Source organism: Pseudoalteromonas sp. JSTW (genome assembly GCF_013423925.1).
GTDB classification, from domain to species: domain Bacteria; phylum Pseudomonadota; class Gammaproteobacteria; order Enterobacterales; family Alteromonadaceae; genus Pseudoalteromonas; species Pseudoalteromonas lipolytica.
The window spans coordinates 780381-796645 of the sequence record NZ_CP058973.1; the positions used below are offsets into that span (position 1 = coordinate 780381).

The 16265-nt window shown below is 43.3% G+C and carries 11 protein-coding genes; 3 read left to right on the top strand and 8 right to left on the bottom strand.

Features of this window, described 5'->3' with window-relative positions:
* Window positions 1–43: 43 nt before the first annotated feature.
* Window positions 44–3211 carry a glycosyl hydrolase family 18 protein gene (locus GZH31_RS19615; RefSeq protein WP_180311785.1) on the bottom strand — a complete coding sequence of 1056 codons (3168 nt, stop codon included), beginning with the start codon at window positions 3209–3211 and terminating at the stop codon, window positions 44–46.
* A 472-nt stretch (window positions 3212–3683) separates the two neighbouring features.
* Window positions 3684–3875 (bottom strand): alternative ribosome-rescue factor A, encoded by a 192-nt coding sequence (locus tag GZH31_RS19620; RefSeq protein WP_036972476.1) that lies wholly within the window; start codon window positions 3873–3875, stop codon window positions 3684–3686.
* A 256-nt stretch (window positions 3876–4131) separates the two neighbouring features.
* Here GZH31_RS19620 and GZH31_RS19625 point away from each other — a divergent pair, with 256 nt between their 5' ends.
* Complete coding sequence (locus GZH31_RS19625) at window positions 4132–6000, top strand: cation:proton antiporter (protein WP_180311786.1); 1869 nt, start codon at window positions 4132–4134, stop codon at window positions 5998–6000.
* Between the two features lie 217 nt (window positions 6001–6217).
* Here GZH31_RS19625 and GZH31_RS19630 read toward each other — a convergent pair whose 3' ends face one another.
* The 3 genes from GZH31_RS19630 to GZH31_RS19640 all read right to left on the bottom strand — a co-directional run bounded on the left by GZH31_RS19630 (window position 6218) and on the right by GZH31_RS19640 (window position 10762).
* The gene (locus GZH31_RS19630; RefSeq protein ID WP_036972479.1) at window positions 6218–8761 is read right to left on the bottom strand and encodes a TonB-dependent siderophore receptor; all 2544 of its coding nucleotides are present in this window, start codon (window positions 8759–8761) and stop codon (window positions 6218–6220) included.
* 321 nt (window positions 8762–9082) lie between these two features.
* Window positions 9083–9727, bottom strand: coding sequence for a UPF0149 family protein (locus tag GZH31_RS19635; RefSeq protein ID WP_036972480.1), 645 nt, complete (start codon window positions 9725–9727; stop codon window positions 9083–9085).
* Between the two features lie 72 nt (window positions 9728–9799).
* Complete coding sequence (locus GZH31_RS19640; RefSeq protein ID WP_075593414.1) at window positions 9800–10762, bottom strand: sensor histidine kinase; 963 nt, start codon at window positions 10760–10762, stop codon at window positions 9800–9802.
* A gap of 95 nt (window positions 10763–10857) precedes the next feature.
* On the opposite strand from GZH31_RS19640, the gene GZH31_RS19645 reads away from it, so the two are divergent.
* Complete coding sequence (locus tag GZH31_RS19645) at window positions 10858–12165, top strand: HD domain-containing phosphohydrolase (protein WP_180311928.1); 1308 nt, start codon at window positions 10858–10860, stop codon at window positions 12163–12165.
* Between the two features lie 77 nt (window positions 12166–12242).
* Window positions 12243–13265, top strand: a complete 1023-nt coding sequence (gene hemH, locus GZH31_RS19650) for a ferrochelatase (protein ID WP_074988485.1) — start codon at window positions 12243–12245, stop codon at window positions 13263–13265.
* Between the two features lie 38 nt (window positions 13266–13303).
* Here hemH and GZH31_RS19655 read toward each other — a convergent pair whose 3' ends face one another.
* From GZH31_RS19655 to GZH31_RS19665, 3 genes are all read right to left on the bottom strand, one after another.
* A complete protein-coding gene (locus GZH31_RS19655; protein ID WP_180311787.1) occupies window positions 13304–13615 on the bottom strand; it encodes a cupin domain-containing protein in 312 nt (103 codons plus the stop codon).
* 242 nt (window positions 13616–13857) lie between these two features.
* Entirely contained in the window at window positions 13858–15006 is a 1149-nt protein-coding gene (locus tag GZH31_RS19660; RefSeq protein ID WP_180311788.1) for a benzoate/H(+) symporter BenE family transporter, read from the bottom strand.
* 162 nt (window positions 15007–15168) lie between these two features.
* The gene (locus tag GZH31_RS19665) at window positions 15169–16128 is read right to left on the bottom strand and encodes a RimK family alpha-L-glutamate ligase (RefSeq protein ID WP_036972486.1); all 960 of its coding nucleotides are present in this window, start codon (window positions 16126–16128) and stop codon (window positions 15169–15171) included.
* Window positions 16129–16265: the final 137 nt, after the last annotated feature.

Consider the following 16265-nt stretch of genomic DNA (forward strand, 5'->3'; position numbering starts at 1 on the left):
GCTGTAGAAATGCGGAGCACATTGCGTGCCCCGCTTTGTTGAGTTAAAGCGTGCAGCTCACAGTCCAATCAGCTGATGTGCCTGGCTCTGTGCTTGTCCACCACTTAGCTTCGTAAATCACATTGTTGTGATTCATCAGATCACCGCCAACGGCATGGCTTGGGTTACCAGCCCAGTCTGTTTGCGGCCAATTTGGATAGACCGCAATGCTGGCGACATCGACACCGTCACACGTTGCATCGTTACCCCCTGTGTCACCGCCATTGTCACCGCCTGGGTTTGTGGTGCCCGGCACGGCATCAGGAAGCATTGGGTACTCGTATTTAAATGCGTAGGTTTTGCCCTCTTTTTCAATAGTAAAATTAGTTGGGCCAGTAATAGGCATGTAATACATGACTTGTGCATCAACGGTTTCGCCGGTGTTAAAGGCTTTTTCAATTCCACCCCACTCATTTACAAGAGTGATTGAAAAGCGATGGAATTCATTCTCATAACCACCAATATTGTTGCCCGCAGCATTCGAGCCATTTGCCTCAACCGCCATACCGAGCTTTTCTTGCGCATTCCAGTTCGACTTGAAAATGGCTGATGTCGATACCGGCACATCAAAGCTAATTTTCGCGCCGCTTAAATCAAGATTTGAATTATTAGTAAATGAGAAAGTCGGTGAAATTGGGTAGTTATCATCACCAATCGGGAAGTCTTTAACCGTAAAGCTCACATCTACAGCTTCGCTGGGCACGGTAAAATCAACATTGCCTTGATGTGTGTCGTATGCCACACCGCTTTGATTAAACTTATCGTAAGCCAGCGTCGTTAAACTTGATCCCATAAAGTACTCGCCTTTTGCCGAGTCGTAATCAAAGTCACCCGCCAGTTCCCAAAACATGATGCCACCTAAGCCATTGTTGATAACGTAATCAACTTTGGTTGCCATCGACTGTTCATCTTCAATTGATAAGAACACCTTTTTATCTGCGTTCCATAACCAAGGCGCCACGGCAACATCATCGTAATAACGTGTATAAGTGCCCGTTAAAACATCATCTGTGTCGGTATCTGGCGTTAAGCCGTAGATTTCAAGGTAAGACGGATTAATCCCGTTTTCTAAGTTTTTCGCATGCCATAAAGGATTAGAACCTGCAGGCATTTCTTCACCTACATCGTTCTTGTCATGCCACAGGTTATCAATGCCTAGCGCACCATTGCCGCATAGGTTTTTCTCACCAACCCCGGTGCCTTTTGCACAGTTAGATTGATCAGGTAACGCAGCTTGTCCCCACAGGCCATGTGTGCCACCCGACACATCTTTAAAGCCACGCGTGTAATAAGGAATACCAATATTGATGCGACCCGCAGACACCGCGCCACGGAAATAACGTACAGCCCAATCGGTATTTAAGTAACCAATGCCTTCGAACTCAGCTGTTGTATACACGCCCCATTGTGCAAGCTCTGAATCAAGGCCAGTGTCATACAATGCTGCGTTGTGACCTACGTGTGAGTTCCATGCGCCATGTAAGTCGTACGACATAATGTTCACGTAATCTAGGTACTTCACGCTTTGGAAAGTTTCCATACCACGCAGTAAGTAACCCGAAGACGGTGATGCAATCGTGAGTAGGTAATGCTTACCGGCTTTTTCACCCGCAATATCAAGCTCTTCACGCAATTTTTGCATCAGCACACGATACGAGGCATTTAAGCCTGCTCGACGCGCATTCGAAATAGCAAAATCATCAGGATGGCCCGAATCATTCATCGACGATGGGTATTCATAGTCAATATCAACCCCATCAAAACCATACGCTTCAATGAATTCAACGGCGCTTTTCGCAAACGCATCAATACCAGCTTGGTTTACCGAGCCATCGGCATTCGTTGTCATTGTGTAAAAACCACCGCTGTTTACGCGCGTGCCATCTGCACCAAAATAACCACCGGTTTCGGCCCAGCCACCCACAGAGATTAATGTTTTTACATCTGGATGCTGTTTTTTAAATTTATTCAGTAGATTAAAGTGACCTGTGTAGCTAAAGCTAGGATCCATTTCGGCCCCTGTTACCCCCGGCCAAGTCATATTTGTTGCGGGGTTGCCCGCAGCATTCGGATCGCCTATCGACACCTTGTTATTGGCATCAACGTGCGCAAAGGCATAGTTAATATGGGTAATTTTGTCCCACGGAATATCATTCACTAAATAACTCGGTTGACCATTTGCACCATTGCGCCAGCTAGTGAAATAACCAATCACACGACGCGGATGATCAGCGCCCATTTTTTCACGGCCATTGCTGTCATAAACTGTACAATACGGTGTATTCACACCCGGTGTTTGGTATAAACCGTGTGGCTTACAATCAGCACCTGGCGGCGTCGCTTCAACCACATTCACAACGTGAGTGGCAGTGCCAGTTGCGCCTTCATTGTCTGTCACGGTTAACGTAAAGGTAAATTGACCCAGTGCCGGTGCTTGCCATGTATAGCTTGATGACGCGCTACTTGCCTGATAAACAGCGCTGTCATTTTCTGCCAAACTAAGCCCAGTCACCTGACCATCGCTATCACTGCCCGAAAGTGCAAATACAATATCTGTACCCACGGTAACTTGACTCGCCACAGTGCTAAATTCAATGCTTGCTGTCGGCGCTTGATTACCCGGTTCGACAGCATCAGACACACTCACCGAATGTGCCACCGCTGTTGATGTAAGCCCTAACTCATCCGTTGCAACCGCACTTATTACATGGCTTCCGACGGTTGCCTGCCAACTTGTTGAATATGGCGCACTGCTTGTAACAGCCACCGATGTTCCATCAACAAAAAATTCAACACTCGCAACTGTGCCATCAGTGTCAATGGCGTCAGCCCCTATGACAACGCTGTCACCAGTGGTAAACAAAGAACCCTCAGCAGGGTTTAAGCTTGTTACTTGTGGTGCTTGATTCTCACTGACAGCGCTGTCACAAGCGCCCAATAAACGCCACTCTTGATCAACACCCGATGTCTCCACGGGGTTAGTCTGTGTCCACCATTTAGCTTCATAGGCACTGTCTTGTGCTTGCACCTGATCGCCACCGACATGTGTTTGGCCTTGCTGCCATACTTCTAAGTTACTGCAATCAATTGCAGCCTGTGCTGTAAAGCCAAATACACTGAGTGACAGCGCACTTAGTTTAAAGGCATTTTTTATTAATTGATGTGAGCTCATTCGCTCCCTCCGCCCAAGGTTATTATAACAATTATTTTACATTTCCAACCTAAAAGTAACATAAAAAACAATCAGGTCAACCTCTAATTTACCCAATAAAGGTAAATTCATTCTTATTTTTACTGAAAAATACCGTTAATCTCTGTCAAAACTGATAAAAATTATTGAGCTGCGACTAAAACTTGCTCGATTCTACAGCGTAAAAATGAACACAAAATTAACAAGTTTTTAACCTTGAAGCGTACGGCTTACAAGGCATTTAGAATTTGGCGAGGGAAAATAGCGGTAAATATCGTTAATAAAAAATGTATCTTTTTTGTGTATATAGCGAATAAATTAGTTTTATTGTAAAAACATATATAAAAATTGTGTAAAAAGTAAACGCGGTGACTTTTTTAGAAGATGTTTGAGATAAAAAAAGCAAACAGCGGGTGTTTGCTTTTATAAAAAATCCTATTTGATCACAACTCAATTAAGCAGCGATTAAATAGGACTCTCGTCCTGCATGTTTTGCCTTACGCTGATATGCACCTTTGCCTTTTTTAGCTTTTTCTACTTTAGCCTGAAACAGCTTAGAGGTAACCAATGCAGCATAGGCATTGTCGTTAATTACGCCGCGGCCAATATCAACTTGGCTTTGGTTTTTTTGTTTCTTTTTGCTCATTTTTTACTCCTCATGAATGTGTCGCGATTGTATACCGTTAATACTGCTACGCAAGTAGTTTTATTAAAAATATGGCTCTTTTTTCACCCTTATTTTGTCGTAATTTAAATCAATGGCTGCCATGCATTTTTGCCATTTTTATGGTTAAGCGTGTTTTTTATTTGCATTCACATACCAACAACTGGCAATACTGATTAAAACAACCATAGTTATTAAAAAATAATGACTAAGAATCAAAAAGAACAACAGGATCATAATGACTGACTTACTGTTAATAGCCTATATTTTCCTCATTGCAGGCATTATTGCCGTGCCAATAGCCACCAAGCTGGGACTCGGGTCTGTACTGGGTTACCTACTGGCTGGTATTGCCATTTCTCCTTTGCTAACCACCTTAAATGTGGATGTAATTGCCATTCAGCATTTTGCCGAATTTGGTGTGGTGATGATGCTGTTTATTGTTGGTCTTGAGCTTGAACCTAAAACACTGTGGTCAATGCGCAAACAACTTATTGGTCTTGGCGGAGGGCAAGTTTTATTAACCAGCGCAGCATTTACTGCACTGGCTATGATGTTGGATCACCCGTGGCAAACAGCCCTCACTATTGGCTTAATTTTATCGCTTTCTTCCACGGCGATTGTGCTGCAAACCCTGTCAGAGCGTGGGTTATTAAAATCAGACGGCGGCCAAGCATCATTTAGCGTGTTACTCACGCAAGATATTGCGGTTATTCCCATGCTCGCATTTATTCCATTATTAGCCCTACCAGAGCTGGCAACAGGAATAACAAGCACCAGCAATAACAGTCATACAGGGCTTAGCCTCGTAGCAGGGCTTGAAAGCTGGCAAGCAGCCTTAGTGACATTAGGTATGATTGCGCTTGTGGTGTTTGGCGGAAGCCATCTCACAGCCCCACTTTTTAGGTTTGTAGCACAAGCACGGCTTCGTGAACTCTTTACCGCCACAGCGCTATTTTTTGTTATTGGTATAGCATTGATGATGTCGTTAGTGGGTCTTTCACCCGCATTGGGCACATTTTTAGCAGGCGTGGTGCTTGCAAACTCCCCCTATAAACACGAGCTCGAAAGTAATATCGATCCTTTCAAAGGATTACTGTTAGGACTCTTTTTTATCACGGTTGGCGCCAGTATTAATTTTCAGTTATTAACTGATAACCTCGCGACTATTTTGCTTTTAACGGCGATACTGATCCTTACTAAAACAGCGGCGTTATTAATGCTTGGGCGACTGTTTGGCTTAAAGGGAGCCGCCCTGTGGTTACTGGCGCTAGGGCTTGCTCAAGCCGGTGAGTTTGGGTTTGTGCTATTAAGCTACAGCGTGGGCAATCATGTGCTTCCATCGGCTTTGGCCGACCAACTGTTATTGGTTGTCACACTCTCTATGTTGCTATCACCGGTATTATACATTGTGTATCAACGTTTCATTGCCCCTCGCTATATTGGCGAGCAAGCTCACCGAGAAGAAACCTTTCCTGAAGATAGCCACGTCATCATTGCTGGCTCTGGTCGTGTTGGAGGGGTTGTCGATTTAATCTTAAAAGCAGGCGGCTTTAACACCACCGTAATTGATTACAATTACAAACAGCTTGATCGATTAGAGCGTGTCGGGATCCGCAATTTTTTTGGTGATGCAACAAGACCCGACTTACTCAGCGCCGCCGGAATAGACAATGCAAAATTACTGGTTGTTACACTCGATGATGCCGAGCAAATAACCAAACTGGTTCGCTATGCAATGCAAAACTATCCGCACCTTCATGTTGTTGCGCGTGCTGTAGACCGCCATCATGTTTATGACTTGTGGGCATACGGGTGTCGCGACATTATCAGAGAAACCTACGACAGCTCCCTTCGCATGGGTCGCAGCGCATTTGAAGCACTCGGCATTGAGCAACAAAAAGCACAAGAGCTGGTTAATATCTTCAGCGAATTTGACAAAGAAATGCTGCGCTTAGCCGCAGACGCCTACGAAATAGGTGTGCCATTTGAAGAAAACCACGCGTATATCGACTGCATTAGTAAACTACTCAACGAAAAAGAGCCTGAAATTAAACAGCGAATGCGCGACATATGCGAACGGGCTGCTAGTAGTTCAAAGCAATAAAGGCTTACACGTAATAGCGACTTTATGCGGTATAACTCAAAGTGAATTAAACCGCTGCTATACGCTTTGCTTTACCCCAGCTGCGTTTTATAAATGCAGGGCGCTATACGTATACCATTGTGCTTAATTAAGTATTATTGCCGATAGGTATTCACCTTCGCAAAGACAAAAAAATAGCGCCTTTCGGCGCTATTTAAACTTCATTTCAATATAGGAATTAAAAGCTAAAACTAAGTTTTGCATAGTAGGTCATGCCATCAAAGCCATAAGGCAAGGCACGTACAGGGTACTTAAACGCTTGGTTAGTGATAAAATCAAGTGCTTCATCTTCGCCTAACTCATCAGGGGTTACGTCGAAGATATTATCAATACCTGCCGACAGCATAAGCTCATCAGTTAACTGATAACCCACGTTAATATCAACTAAAACCGCAGACTCTACCGTACTGGTATCTTTAAATTCGCCTGTAGGTGAAAGCTCATCTGGTAAGCCTATGTGGTCATTACCAAAGTACTTAACGTCTGTTTCGCCATAATAATTAAAGCGCAACATACTGTTAAAGTCGCCACGATCATATTCAAACGTAAGCGTTGCACGCTCACCAGGTTGACCATCTGTTAAAAAGCTTCGTTGCAAATCATCCAGTGCAATCGACTCAGGGATCCCCTCTGGGGCATTAACATTATCAATTTCGGTGTCGTTAATGTTACCAGCAAACGTTGCTGAGAAATTACCGTCGTACAAATCAGTACGGTACGAGGCAATAATATCAACCCCTTTCGTGGTTGAGTCTACCGAGTTTGAAAAGTAGTTCGCTTGCTGTGCGCCAGTGGCGTTCAATGCAGCCACAGCCGCAGGGCTAAAGGCAACATCATCCGCAGACATTAAGCTGCCAAGCGTAATGCGGTCTTTAATTTCAACATGATAAAAATCAACGGTTAACGACAGTTCACTGCTCACGTTATAAACAAAACCTGCGCTTAGGTTTTCTGAGCTTTCAAGGCCAAGATTATCAACGCCCAGTGCTGAAGGAAAATCAGATCCTGCCGTTGCAGTAAATGACTGCAATAATACCCCACCCGCACCTAAGTTAGTGGTGTAAGCCGTGTAGGCACTTTGCTGTAATGAAGGCGCTCTGAAACCCGATGAGATTGCACCACGCACTGCAAAATCATCAGAGATTTCATAGCGTGTCGCTAATTTACCAATGATGTCGTCACCTGCATCAGAGAAATCTTCATAGCGCAGTGCCGTACTCACTTGCCATGCATCTGTCAGCAAGGTTTCAGCATTGACATAAAATGCATAGCTGTCGCGGCTTTCTTTGTTTGATGCCTCAGGACGAAGGCCGTTATAAGCCTGAAAACCACATTCAGCAAATACGCTGTCATCGTTTACCGCTGGGTAAGAAGTGTCTGTATTAGCAAGGCCGCACGCATAGGATGCTTCTTCGCCTGGGACAATTTGATAGTTTTCTTTGCGGTACTCAGCCCCCACCGACACATACACAGGCTCACTGCGGCCAATATTAACAACGCCGTTTAAATCGGCATTAACGGTGGCTTGATCAAATCTAAACCCGCCCGAATACCCGCCTCGAGGGCCCGCATTAGCAGCAATATCTGCATCACTCGCATTTGGGTTATTAGCTACATATTCAGCAGCATAAGAGGCATTTAAGGTATTTTTTGAAGTGAAATCATAGCTATTTTCACCGTACACAGCAGACACATCATAACCCCAGTCAGGGTTCAGCTCGCCACGCAGACCCACTGCAAATGAAATATCTTCGGCTTCGTTGTCTATACGAGGTAAAAAGCCATCGCTGTATACTTGCACCACATTCTTTGCGGCCTGATTATAGTTACGGTAAAAACCATTCCCTAATGCTGTTCGGTTTGAATAGCCACCAAATGAGTAAAGTTCTGTGTCACCCAGCGGAAGTGCCATATTATAAAAAAGTGACGTAAACTCGCTGTCAGCATTACCTTGCCCCCAGCGGACATCGTCAGATAATGTGCCAGCAGGAACATCTAACGACCCACCCGTATCACGCTCGGCTCTATTAGTGCCATCAGCATTACGGTATTCAGCCGAAAAATTAATAAACCCCCCTTCGTCGCCTAAATCAAAACCACGATTTAAACCAATCGAAATCGTATCGCCGTCGCCTTCGCCCGTACTACCGGCTTGCACATAGCCCGTTGTCACACCGGTAGAATCGTTAAGTGATAAGTTAATCACCCCTGCAATTGCATCAGAGCCATATTGCGCCGCTGCGCCATCACGCAATACTTCAACCCCTTTTAATGCGCTAAGCGGAATAGCGTTCATGTCGGTTCCCGCTGCACCCGCGCCCACTGTGCCGTTTAGGCCAAAAATAGACTGATTATGACGACGTTTACCATTAATAAGCACCAACGTTTGATCTGGCTGTAAACCGCGCAGAGTCGCGGGTCTAAATAAATCAGACCCATCTGACACTTGCGTACGAGAAAAGTTAAAAGACGGTGCGGTCGCTTGTAAACTTTGGCCAAGTTCAGTGAAGCCCCCTTTATTCAGGGTATCAGCATCAATTAAATCAATAGGAGAGCTTGATTCGGTCGCAGTGCGGTTTGCTACTCGCGATCCCAAAACTGAAATTTGTTCAATATTTTTATCAGCTTGAACGTCTGTTGCTTGCTCAGCAGCCTGCAATGAAGTCGCCGACACAGCGACGCTGACGGCAATAGCCAGCATACTAAAAGAATGTGTTGTCATGTGAATCCTGTTGATATTCTGGCTTTTCCAAAGCTAAAAAATAAAGCGCCTCACAGGGAGAAACAAAGGAAAAGCATTAAGCACGTGTTATAGATTTATAAAATCTTAATTTTGAAAGCTAACTCAAGCCTGCGAGTTAACCTTTACAAAACATCCTATCAACAAAAAAATGAAAAGAAAGAAAAATTAGCTACGACTTAGGTATAATTATACCTATTTGTACTATTAAGTGATTAAAGAAATGGGTTTTGATTATTTAATGAGCAGAAATAAGCAAGAAAATGCAACCACACACTAATCTCTGCTATTAACAGGGTGAGGTTATTCTTGCTCTATCATCGCGAGTTTTTCATCTTCAAGCATCAGCGCCATCGTTGCAATCTCAGACAAGCTTTCATCTAACGCGGTAAAAAAGGTCGCAAAACCTTCTCCTAACTTATCAGGCTCGGGGTGATTTGCAAGCGCCTGATCCCACATGGCTAAGGTTGTGAGTAAATCAAGCGTTGCTTCAAAATTATCAATAAACAGCTGACCATCACCTGCGTTGTCATTCTGTTCATCGGCTTTCAACAAAAATTGTAAATCACTATGCCAGATATCTTGGTTAACAATATAGGCTGCAATATAGCCACTGCAAAAATCTTGCAATGCTTGGCTTGGCTCGTTGGCTTTCACTTCATCTGGGTATAAATGTACGAGTAATTTTTTTTGCTCAACTTGTGCTTCCGTTACATTATCAAGCAGCTCAATCATCGCATCACGAGGGGCTGACTCAGTCATTAACGTGTTAAACACCGTTTCGTCGCCGTCGGCTATGTAATTAGCCAATTCAGACTCGCCAAAAAACTCAGAACACGCTAACAAGCCACTCATAAAACCGATTACTTGGTCTAAACTAACCTGCTGTGTTTCGCTTTGACTTGCGAGATAATTTTTAAATACATCTGCACTTTCTTTATTAAGCATATTGAGCCTTTATATTTTGCCTTTGTTAGGGTGTATTCCTACACTAGCGAATCCATACTTTTTTGCAACAACTTAGATATTGTCAACAACTTGCCTTACATGACTGAGGATCGGAAACACACAGCTAATACGCGTTCCCATACCTTGTGTACTTTGAATATCAATCCGGCCTTGATGCTCATGCACAATAGCGTATGCCATGGTCATGCCCATACCGGTTCCCTCGCCTACAGGTTTAGTGGTGTAAAAGGGATCATAAATTTTAGCCATTGTTTGCTCCGACATTCCCTCGCCATTGTCTTCAATATCAATGTAAATATGATGCTCAATCTCATACACCGACACCGTAATCTGTGCCTCTGAGCGATTACTGTCACATGCTTGCTTGGCATTTATTAAAATATTAACGACAACTTGGCTTATCGCAGGCAAATTACACCAGCTAATCGAAATAGGACTGTAGTGGGTGTGTAAGTGGTAATCGTTTAACTGATTTGCTAACAGTTTTACGGCACTTTTCACCGCATCAGTCATATCGGCAAATTGCTTTTCGTGCCCTTTAGGCCGCGAAAAATCGAGCAAGTTTGCAACTATTTTACGGATCCGTTGTAAGCCTTGGGCAGTGTCGCTAATTAGCTCAGGCAAATCGTTGGCCACATAATTAAATTCATGTTTTTTATTCAGTTGCGTCAATTGCTCAGAAAAAACATCTCTTTCAATGTGTCGCTTGGCAAACTTGTCACATGCACTAAGCAACTCACTAAAAAAATCACAGTAATCTTTTAAACAGTCAACATTACTAATACTGTAAGCCAGTGGATTATTAATTTCATGCGCAACACCCGCGCAAAGCGTGCCAAGTGTTGCCATTTTCTCGGCCTGAATAAACATCGCCTGATGATGCTCTAAATCAGCAATTTTTTGTTCAAGTTCACTGTTTAATGCAACCAACAGCCGGCTTTTATCTGCTAACAATTGCTCCGCTTGTTCACGCGCCGCTTTTTCTAGTAAATAGGCTTGTTTAAAATCACCCATTTTAGCCTCAAACTTAGCTCATCTCTTATAAAACCTAGCACAAGCCCTAATTTAAGGCTATGTTATTGATTAAAGATGATTCAAAGCAATGTGGTATGGCAAAACAACTTAATAAAGAACATATTCAGGTTTTATGCATTGATGACGATGAAATTGTTTTACGCACCTTAGTTAGGTTGTTAACGGCAAATAATCTTTCGGTTAAGATCAGCCTTTCGCCCATTGAAGCACTAAAACTTTTAGACAGTTTCACCTTTGATGTGATCATTTGTGACATGCGCATGCCCGGTATGGATGGCGCAGACTTTTTTGCACAAGCAATCAACATTGCCCCCGATACACAACGTATTTTATTAACAGGCTATTCCGATATCGACAATACCATTGCCGCTGTAAATAAAGGAAAAATTCACGCTTATATTCAAAAACCTTGGCAAAATGAGCTGTTGTTACGCAACATTCATGACGGTATCGAAAAAACCTCTTTAAAACGTAAAAACAAGCAACTTGAGCAAAAAATTAAAGCCCAAAACAGCCAACTAAAAGAGCTCAATAATAACCTTGAGCAGATGGTTGAAAAACGCACCCAACAAATACGTAAAGTGCTTAAACAGCTTGAAGAAGCAAACGAACGTGAAAAACACGAACACCGCACAACTTTCGAGATTCTATATAATTTTATCAACGCCAACCCATACCTAGATGGTATTCAAGCGCAAAATATAGCGAACACCTGCAAGCAAATTGCGCAGGCACTTGGGTTAGATAAAAAACACATAGAAATGGCCGAAATGGCAGGCTATTTAGCGCAAATTGGCTTATTGGCAATGGAGCCAGCCCTGTATAAAAAGCCCACGCGTGAATTAAACGAAAATCAAAAAAAGCTTTTTTATACGCACCCAAGCACGGCGCAACTTATGTTAATGCCCGCAACGCATTTACACGATGTATCCGAAGCCATTTATTACCAATTTGAGCAATACAATGGCAATGGTATTCCAAAAGGATTAAAAGGCGCCGATATCCCGATAACCGCCATGATTTTGGCTATTTCTCGCGACTTTTGGCAAGCCGTGGCTCAAGTCAGTTCGCTGGGAAACAGCAAGTTCGAAAATGCACTGGGGCAATTACAACTTTACAGTGGCACCTACTACCATCCTAAATTGCTCGAGATTTTAAGCGGATTAAAAATTAGCTGCGCCAGTAACCAAGTCGTTGGCAGCATGAAAATCATTAATGCAAACGAGTTAAAAAACGGCATGGTGCTTGGGCATGCCCTGAGAAACTACGATGGAATTTTGCTTTTACCTAAAGGGCATGTATTTGGCCCTAAATCGATAAGTAAGTTACAGCAGCTCGAAGCGAAAAAACCGAATCCTTTCAGGATCATGATCAAAAATTAACGAATAAAGTGATCACTTATTATCGCTACTTCGTTACAATGTGATTTATATTACTTTTACTTCTAAAGGAGCGATCAGTGTCGCGATTTTCCGCTATAACAGATAAGCCTCATGATGGCCGATTTAATAAAAAAACCGGTATCTTATTGACCAACTTAGGCAGCCCTGATGCCCCAACCACAGCGGCACTCAGAACCTACTTACGCGAATTTTTATCTGATCCACGCATTGTCGAAATCCCGCGCTTCATTTGGATGATCATCCTGTATTGCTTTGTACTCACGCTTCGCCCAAAGCGCTCTGCTGCACTTTATAAAAGTATATGGACAGAAAACGGCTCGCCATTAACGCATATCACACGCCAACAAAGCGAAAAACTCGCCGCAATTTTAAAAGAGAAAGGCCATCAAGATACCGACGTTGTTATGGCAATGCGTTATGGTAATCCATCGATTGAAGCGGGGCTTGAAGCACTGCGCGAAAAAGGCATTACCCGCGTTATTGTGCTGCCGCTTTATCCGCAATACTCAAGCACAACGATTGGTTCAACGTTTGATGCTGTGTCGAACGTATTACGAAAATGGCGCTGGGTACCCGAGCTTCACTTTATAAACGGCTACCACGACCACCCTATTTACATTGATGCGTTAGCAGCCAGTATCAGCGAAGATTTAAATGCCCATGGCACACCACAAAAACTGGTATTTTCGTATCATGGTATGCCAAAACTATTTTTAGAAAATGGCGACCCTTACTACTGTTTTTGTATGCAAACCACGCGTTTAGTGTCAGAAAAGCTAGGCTTAGACAAAGACTTAGCGGTGACCACGTTCCAAAGCCGTTTTGGTAAAGCAGAATGGTTAAAACCATACACCGATGCCACGCTTGAGAGTTACCCCGCACAAGGCATTAAAGATATTGCCATAATTAGCCCTGCGTTTAGCGCCGATTGCTTAGAAACATTAGAAGAGATAGAAGGCGAAAATCGCGAAATATTCGAGCATGCAGGCGGTGAAAAATACCGTTATATTCCTGCACTTAATACGCGCGATGACCACATTAACGCCATGTACGAAGTTATTAAGCCTTTGCTTAAGTAATTGTAGTTAGGCCCTAGTTACTAGGGCCTAATTGATACTCACACGCTGCCTTGTGTCTCGACCACCAAAATACGCGCTTCACCTTTTGGGTGAGCCACATGCTCAGTGCCAACACTGGCATAAAAGATATCTCCGGCATTTAAAAGCTCAGCGCATACTTTACCCTGTTGCTTATAAAGCATCTCAACCTGACCACTTAACACCACAAACACTTCTTCACCATCGTTGGTGTGCCACTTGTAAGGCTCATTCGTCCAGTGCAAACGGGTTGTAATGCCGTTCATTGTGGCGATATCTAATGCGCCCCATGCACGGTCGGCAGTAAATTCATGACTTCGTATTACTTTCATTTGTTACTTTCACCTTTAATACTAATTTGTTTAATTAAGTGATCTATTTTGGGCAATATAAGCTCGTTGATAACTGGACAAACATGTCGTTATTGAGGTGTTCTCGGCAATTACTCCTGCATTGCTGTACCTCCAGCCTCTTGCATCCATGCAGTCGTAAATCAGACATTTTTAACGCAGCTTGCGACAGGTTTAATCCCTCAAAATGATCAAGCATCATTGCGGAATAGTATAAATAGCCCCTAATCTTTGCGTGTCATCACTAAGGTTATTACCCCTGCAACAATCCCCCAAAATGCCGAACCAACCGTGAACAAGGTCAGGTTTGAAGCCGTCACTAAAAATGTCACTATGGCTGCCTCGGTATAATAAGCCTCTGTTAACGCTTGCTGTAAACTACTGGCAATCGTGGGAAACAAGGCTATACCCGCTAATGCTAAAATAAGTGCTTGCGGTAAACTGGCAACTAAACCAACTAATGTCGCAGCCAGTAACGCCATAATGATATAAAACACACCACCAGCAATACTTGCCCAATATCGCTTATCGGGATTTTTATCGGCTTCGGGGCTCATACAAATTGCCGCAGTGATCGCCGCAAGGTTAATCGAATACCCACCAAATGGCGCGATAAACACATTTAAAAGCCCCGTAACATTTAAAGCAGCCGAGACCGGAGCCTTATAATGATGTGCTTTTAACACAGCGATGCCCGGTAAGTTTTGCGATGTCATCGTCACAATAAACAGCGGTAAGCCCACACTGACCATGGCATTTAAATCAAACTCTGGCGCAATAAATGTAAACTTGCTTAATTTCCATTGCCAACTGCTTGTATCAATTTGTCCGGTCATTGCTGCCATTAAAAAGCCAACCACAACAACGGCTAACATCGCAAAACGGGGGAAATAACGTTTACCACATAAATAAACAGCCACCATCACGCCAATCACTAAGGGCAATTCGTTCATAAAATTGAACACATCAATGCCAAAATTCACCAAGACACCCGCCAACATAGCACAGGCCAATTGACTGGGAATTTTGTTCATCATTTTTTCGAAAATACCGGTGATACCGCATAAAAACACCAACACCGCCGAGAACATAAACGCCCCAACAGCTTGGTTTAAGGTGTAGCCTTGCGCGCTTGAAATAAGTAATGCAGCGCCCGTGGTCGACCACGCAACCAAAATGGGCACTTTATAGTAATACGACAATGCAATAGAGCTTACTCCCATCGCAAGCCCCAGCATTAATACCCAACTGGCCACTAAATCAGGGGTACCGCCTAGCACCATCACTAATTGATATATCAATGCAATTGAGCTGGTAAAGCCAATAATCACCGCCACTAAGCCCGCGGTTGCTCGACTGATCAGTTGACTCATAAAGGGGAGACTCCTTGCAAAACATGCAGATAAAAACCTACCTTATCGCAAGAAGCACACGTTGACACTGTACACTTTTGTAGTATTTGAAGAGTAATTTACTATACAGAAGGCCACCTAGTCGCGGTGGCCGTATTTGTGCATCTTTCGGTTAAGTAATCACTAAGCGGCTGTTTGATCAACCACTTCTTCGTTTACTTCTTTCGCTACGGGTTTGTCAAAAATACCTAAGCGGATACGAATAAAGTGCAAAATTTCTTTTGCGACATCAATGCCCAATGCACCTTCTAGGCCTTCAAAGCCAGGGCTTGAGTTTGCTTCACATATTTTAAAATGCTGCTCGTCAAATAATAAATCGATGCCCGCTACATCGAGCTTTAAAACGTTGGCCGTTTGTGTTGCAAGCCACTCAATTTCGGGGGTAATTGGGAATGACTTACCTGTACCACCCGCACTGACATTTGCTTTAAAGTTTTTACCCTGCGAGTTGCGTTCCATACATGCAACGGCACGTCCACCGATAGTAAGTACACGCAAATCACGACCGTGGCTCGACTTAACAAACTGCTGCAAAATAATGTTTGCTTGTGGGTTTGCAGCCTCGATTAACTGCATAAGATCATCAAACTCTTCTTTCGACTTTGATAAAAAGACACCACTGCCCTGCGACCCCGATAACGTTTTAATCACCACCGGGAAACCAATTTGTTTTTCAACTAAATCAATATTTACCGGAAACTTTACGAGCATTGTATTAGGGGTTGGTAAATTACACTCAGCTAAAATTTGCTGTGCAAATAACTTGTCTTTCACCGTTTCGATTGACTGCGAGCTATTCACGCAATACACACCTAAACGCTCAAGGTGGCGAATAATAGCCAAAGCAAAATACGTTGTGCTCGCGCCCATACGTGGAATAACAAAATCAGGTAGTGCAACTGATTGACCATCAATCAAAATGCTTTTGCCATCTTCGCGGGTAATGGTTAAATCAAATTGATCAGGCGAAAAAACTTGTAAATCAATGCCCTCTTCTTTGGCAGCTGCAAGTAAACGCTCAACTTCATAGGTTTCTTGCTTTAACAAGCCCGAACTGTCTTTATAAATGATCCACCCACGCATGGTTAGTACCTCTAGTCTTGGGGTTTAAGTGACAAAAAAACGCGGATTATGCGCAGCATTGCAGCCCGAGTAAAACAAATAAATTTTATCGTCACGATTACCAAAAGCAGCATTGATAGAACAACTATTGACCATTA

What these genes read in the sequence shown, in the direction of transcription:
- GZH31_RS19635 (WP_036972480.1), bottom strand. Translation starts at nt 9,727, where the DNA reads ATGCTTAATAAAGAAAGTGCAGATGTATTTAAAAATTATCTCGCAAGT.
- GZH31_RS19615 (WP_180311785.1), bottom strand. Translation starts at nt 3,211, where the DNA reads ATGAGCTCACATCAATTAATAAAAAATGCCTTTAAACTAAGTGCGCTG.
- GZH31_RS19630 (WP_036972479.1), bottom strand. Translation starts at nt 8,761, where the DNA reads ATGACAACACATTCTTTTAGTATGCTGGCTATTGCCGTCAGCGTCGCT.
- GZH31_RS19655 (WP_180311787.1), bottom strand. Translation starts at nt 13,615, where the DNA reads ATGAAAGTAATACGAAGTCATGAATTTACTGCCGACCGTGCATGGGGC.
- GZH31_RS19625 (WP_180311786.1), top strand. Translation starts at nt 4,132, where the DNA reads ATGACTGACTTACTGTTAATAGCCTATATTTTCCTCATTGCAGGCATT.
- GZH31_RS19645 (WP_180311928.1), top strand. Translation starts at nt 10,858, where the DNA reads ATGGCAAAACAACTTAATAAAGAACATATTCAGGTTTTATGCATTGAT.
- GZH31_RS19660 (WP_180311788.1), bottom strand. Translation starts at nt 15,006, where the DNA reads ATGAGTCAACTGATCAGTCGAGCAACCGCGGGCTTAGTGGCGGTGATT.
- GZH31_RS19620 (WP_036972476.1), bottom strand. Translation starts at nt 3,875, where the DNA reads ATGAGCAAAAAGAAACAAAAAAACCAAAGCCAAGTTGATATTGGCCGC.
- GZH31_RS19640 (WP_075593414.1), bottom strand. Translation starts at nt 10,762, where the DNA reads ATGGGTGATTTTAAACAAGCCTATTTACTAGAAAAAGCGGCGCGTGAA.
- GZH31_RS19665 (WP_036972486.1), bottom strand. Translation starts at nt 16,128, where the DNA reads ATGCGTGGGTGGATCATTTATAAAGACAGTTCGGGCTTGTTAAAGCAA.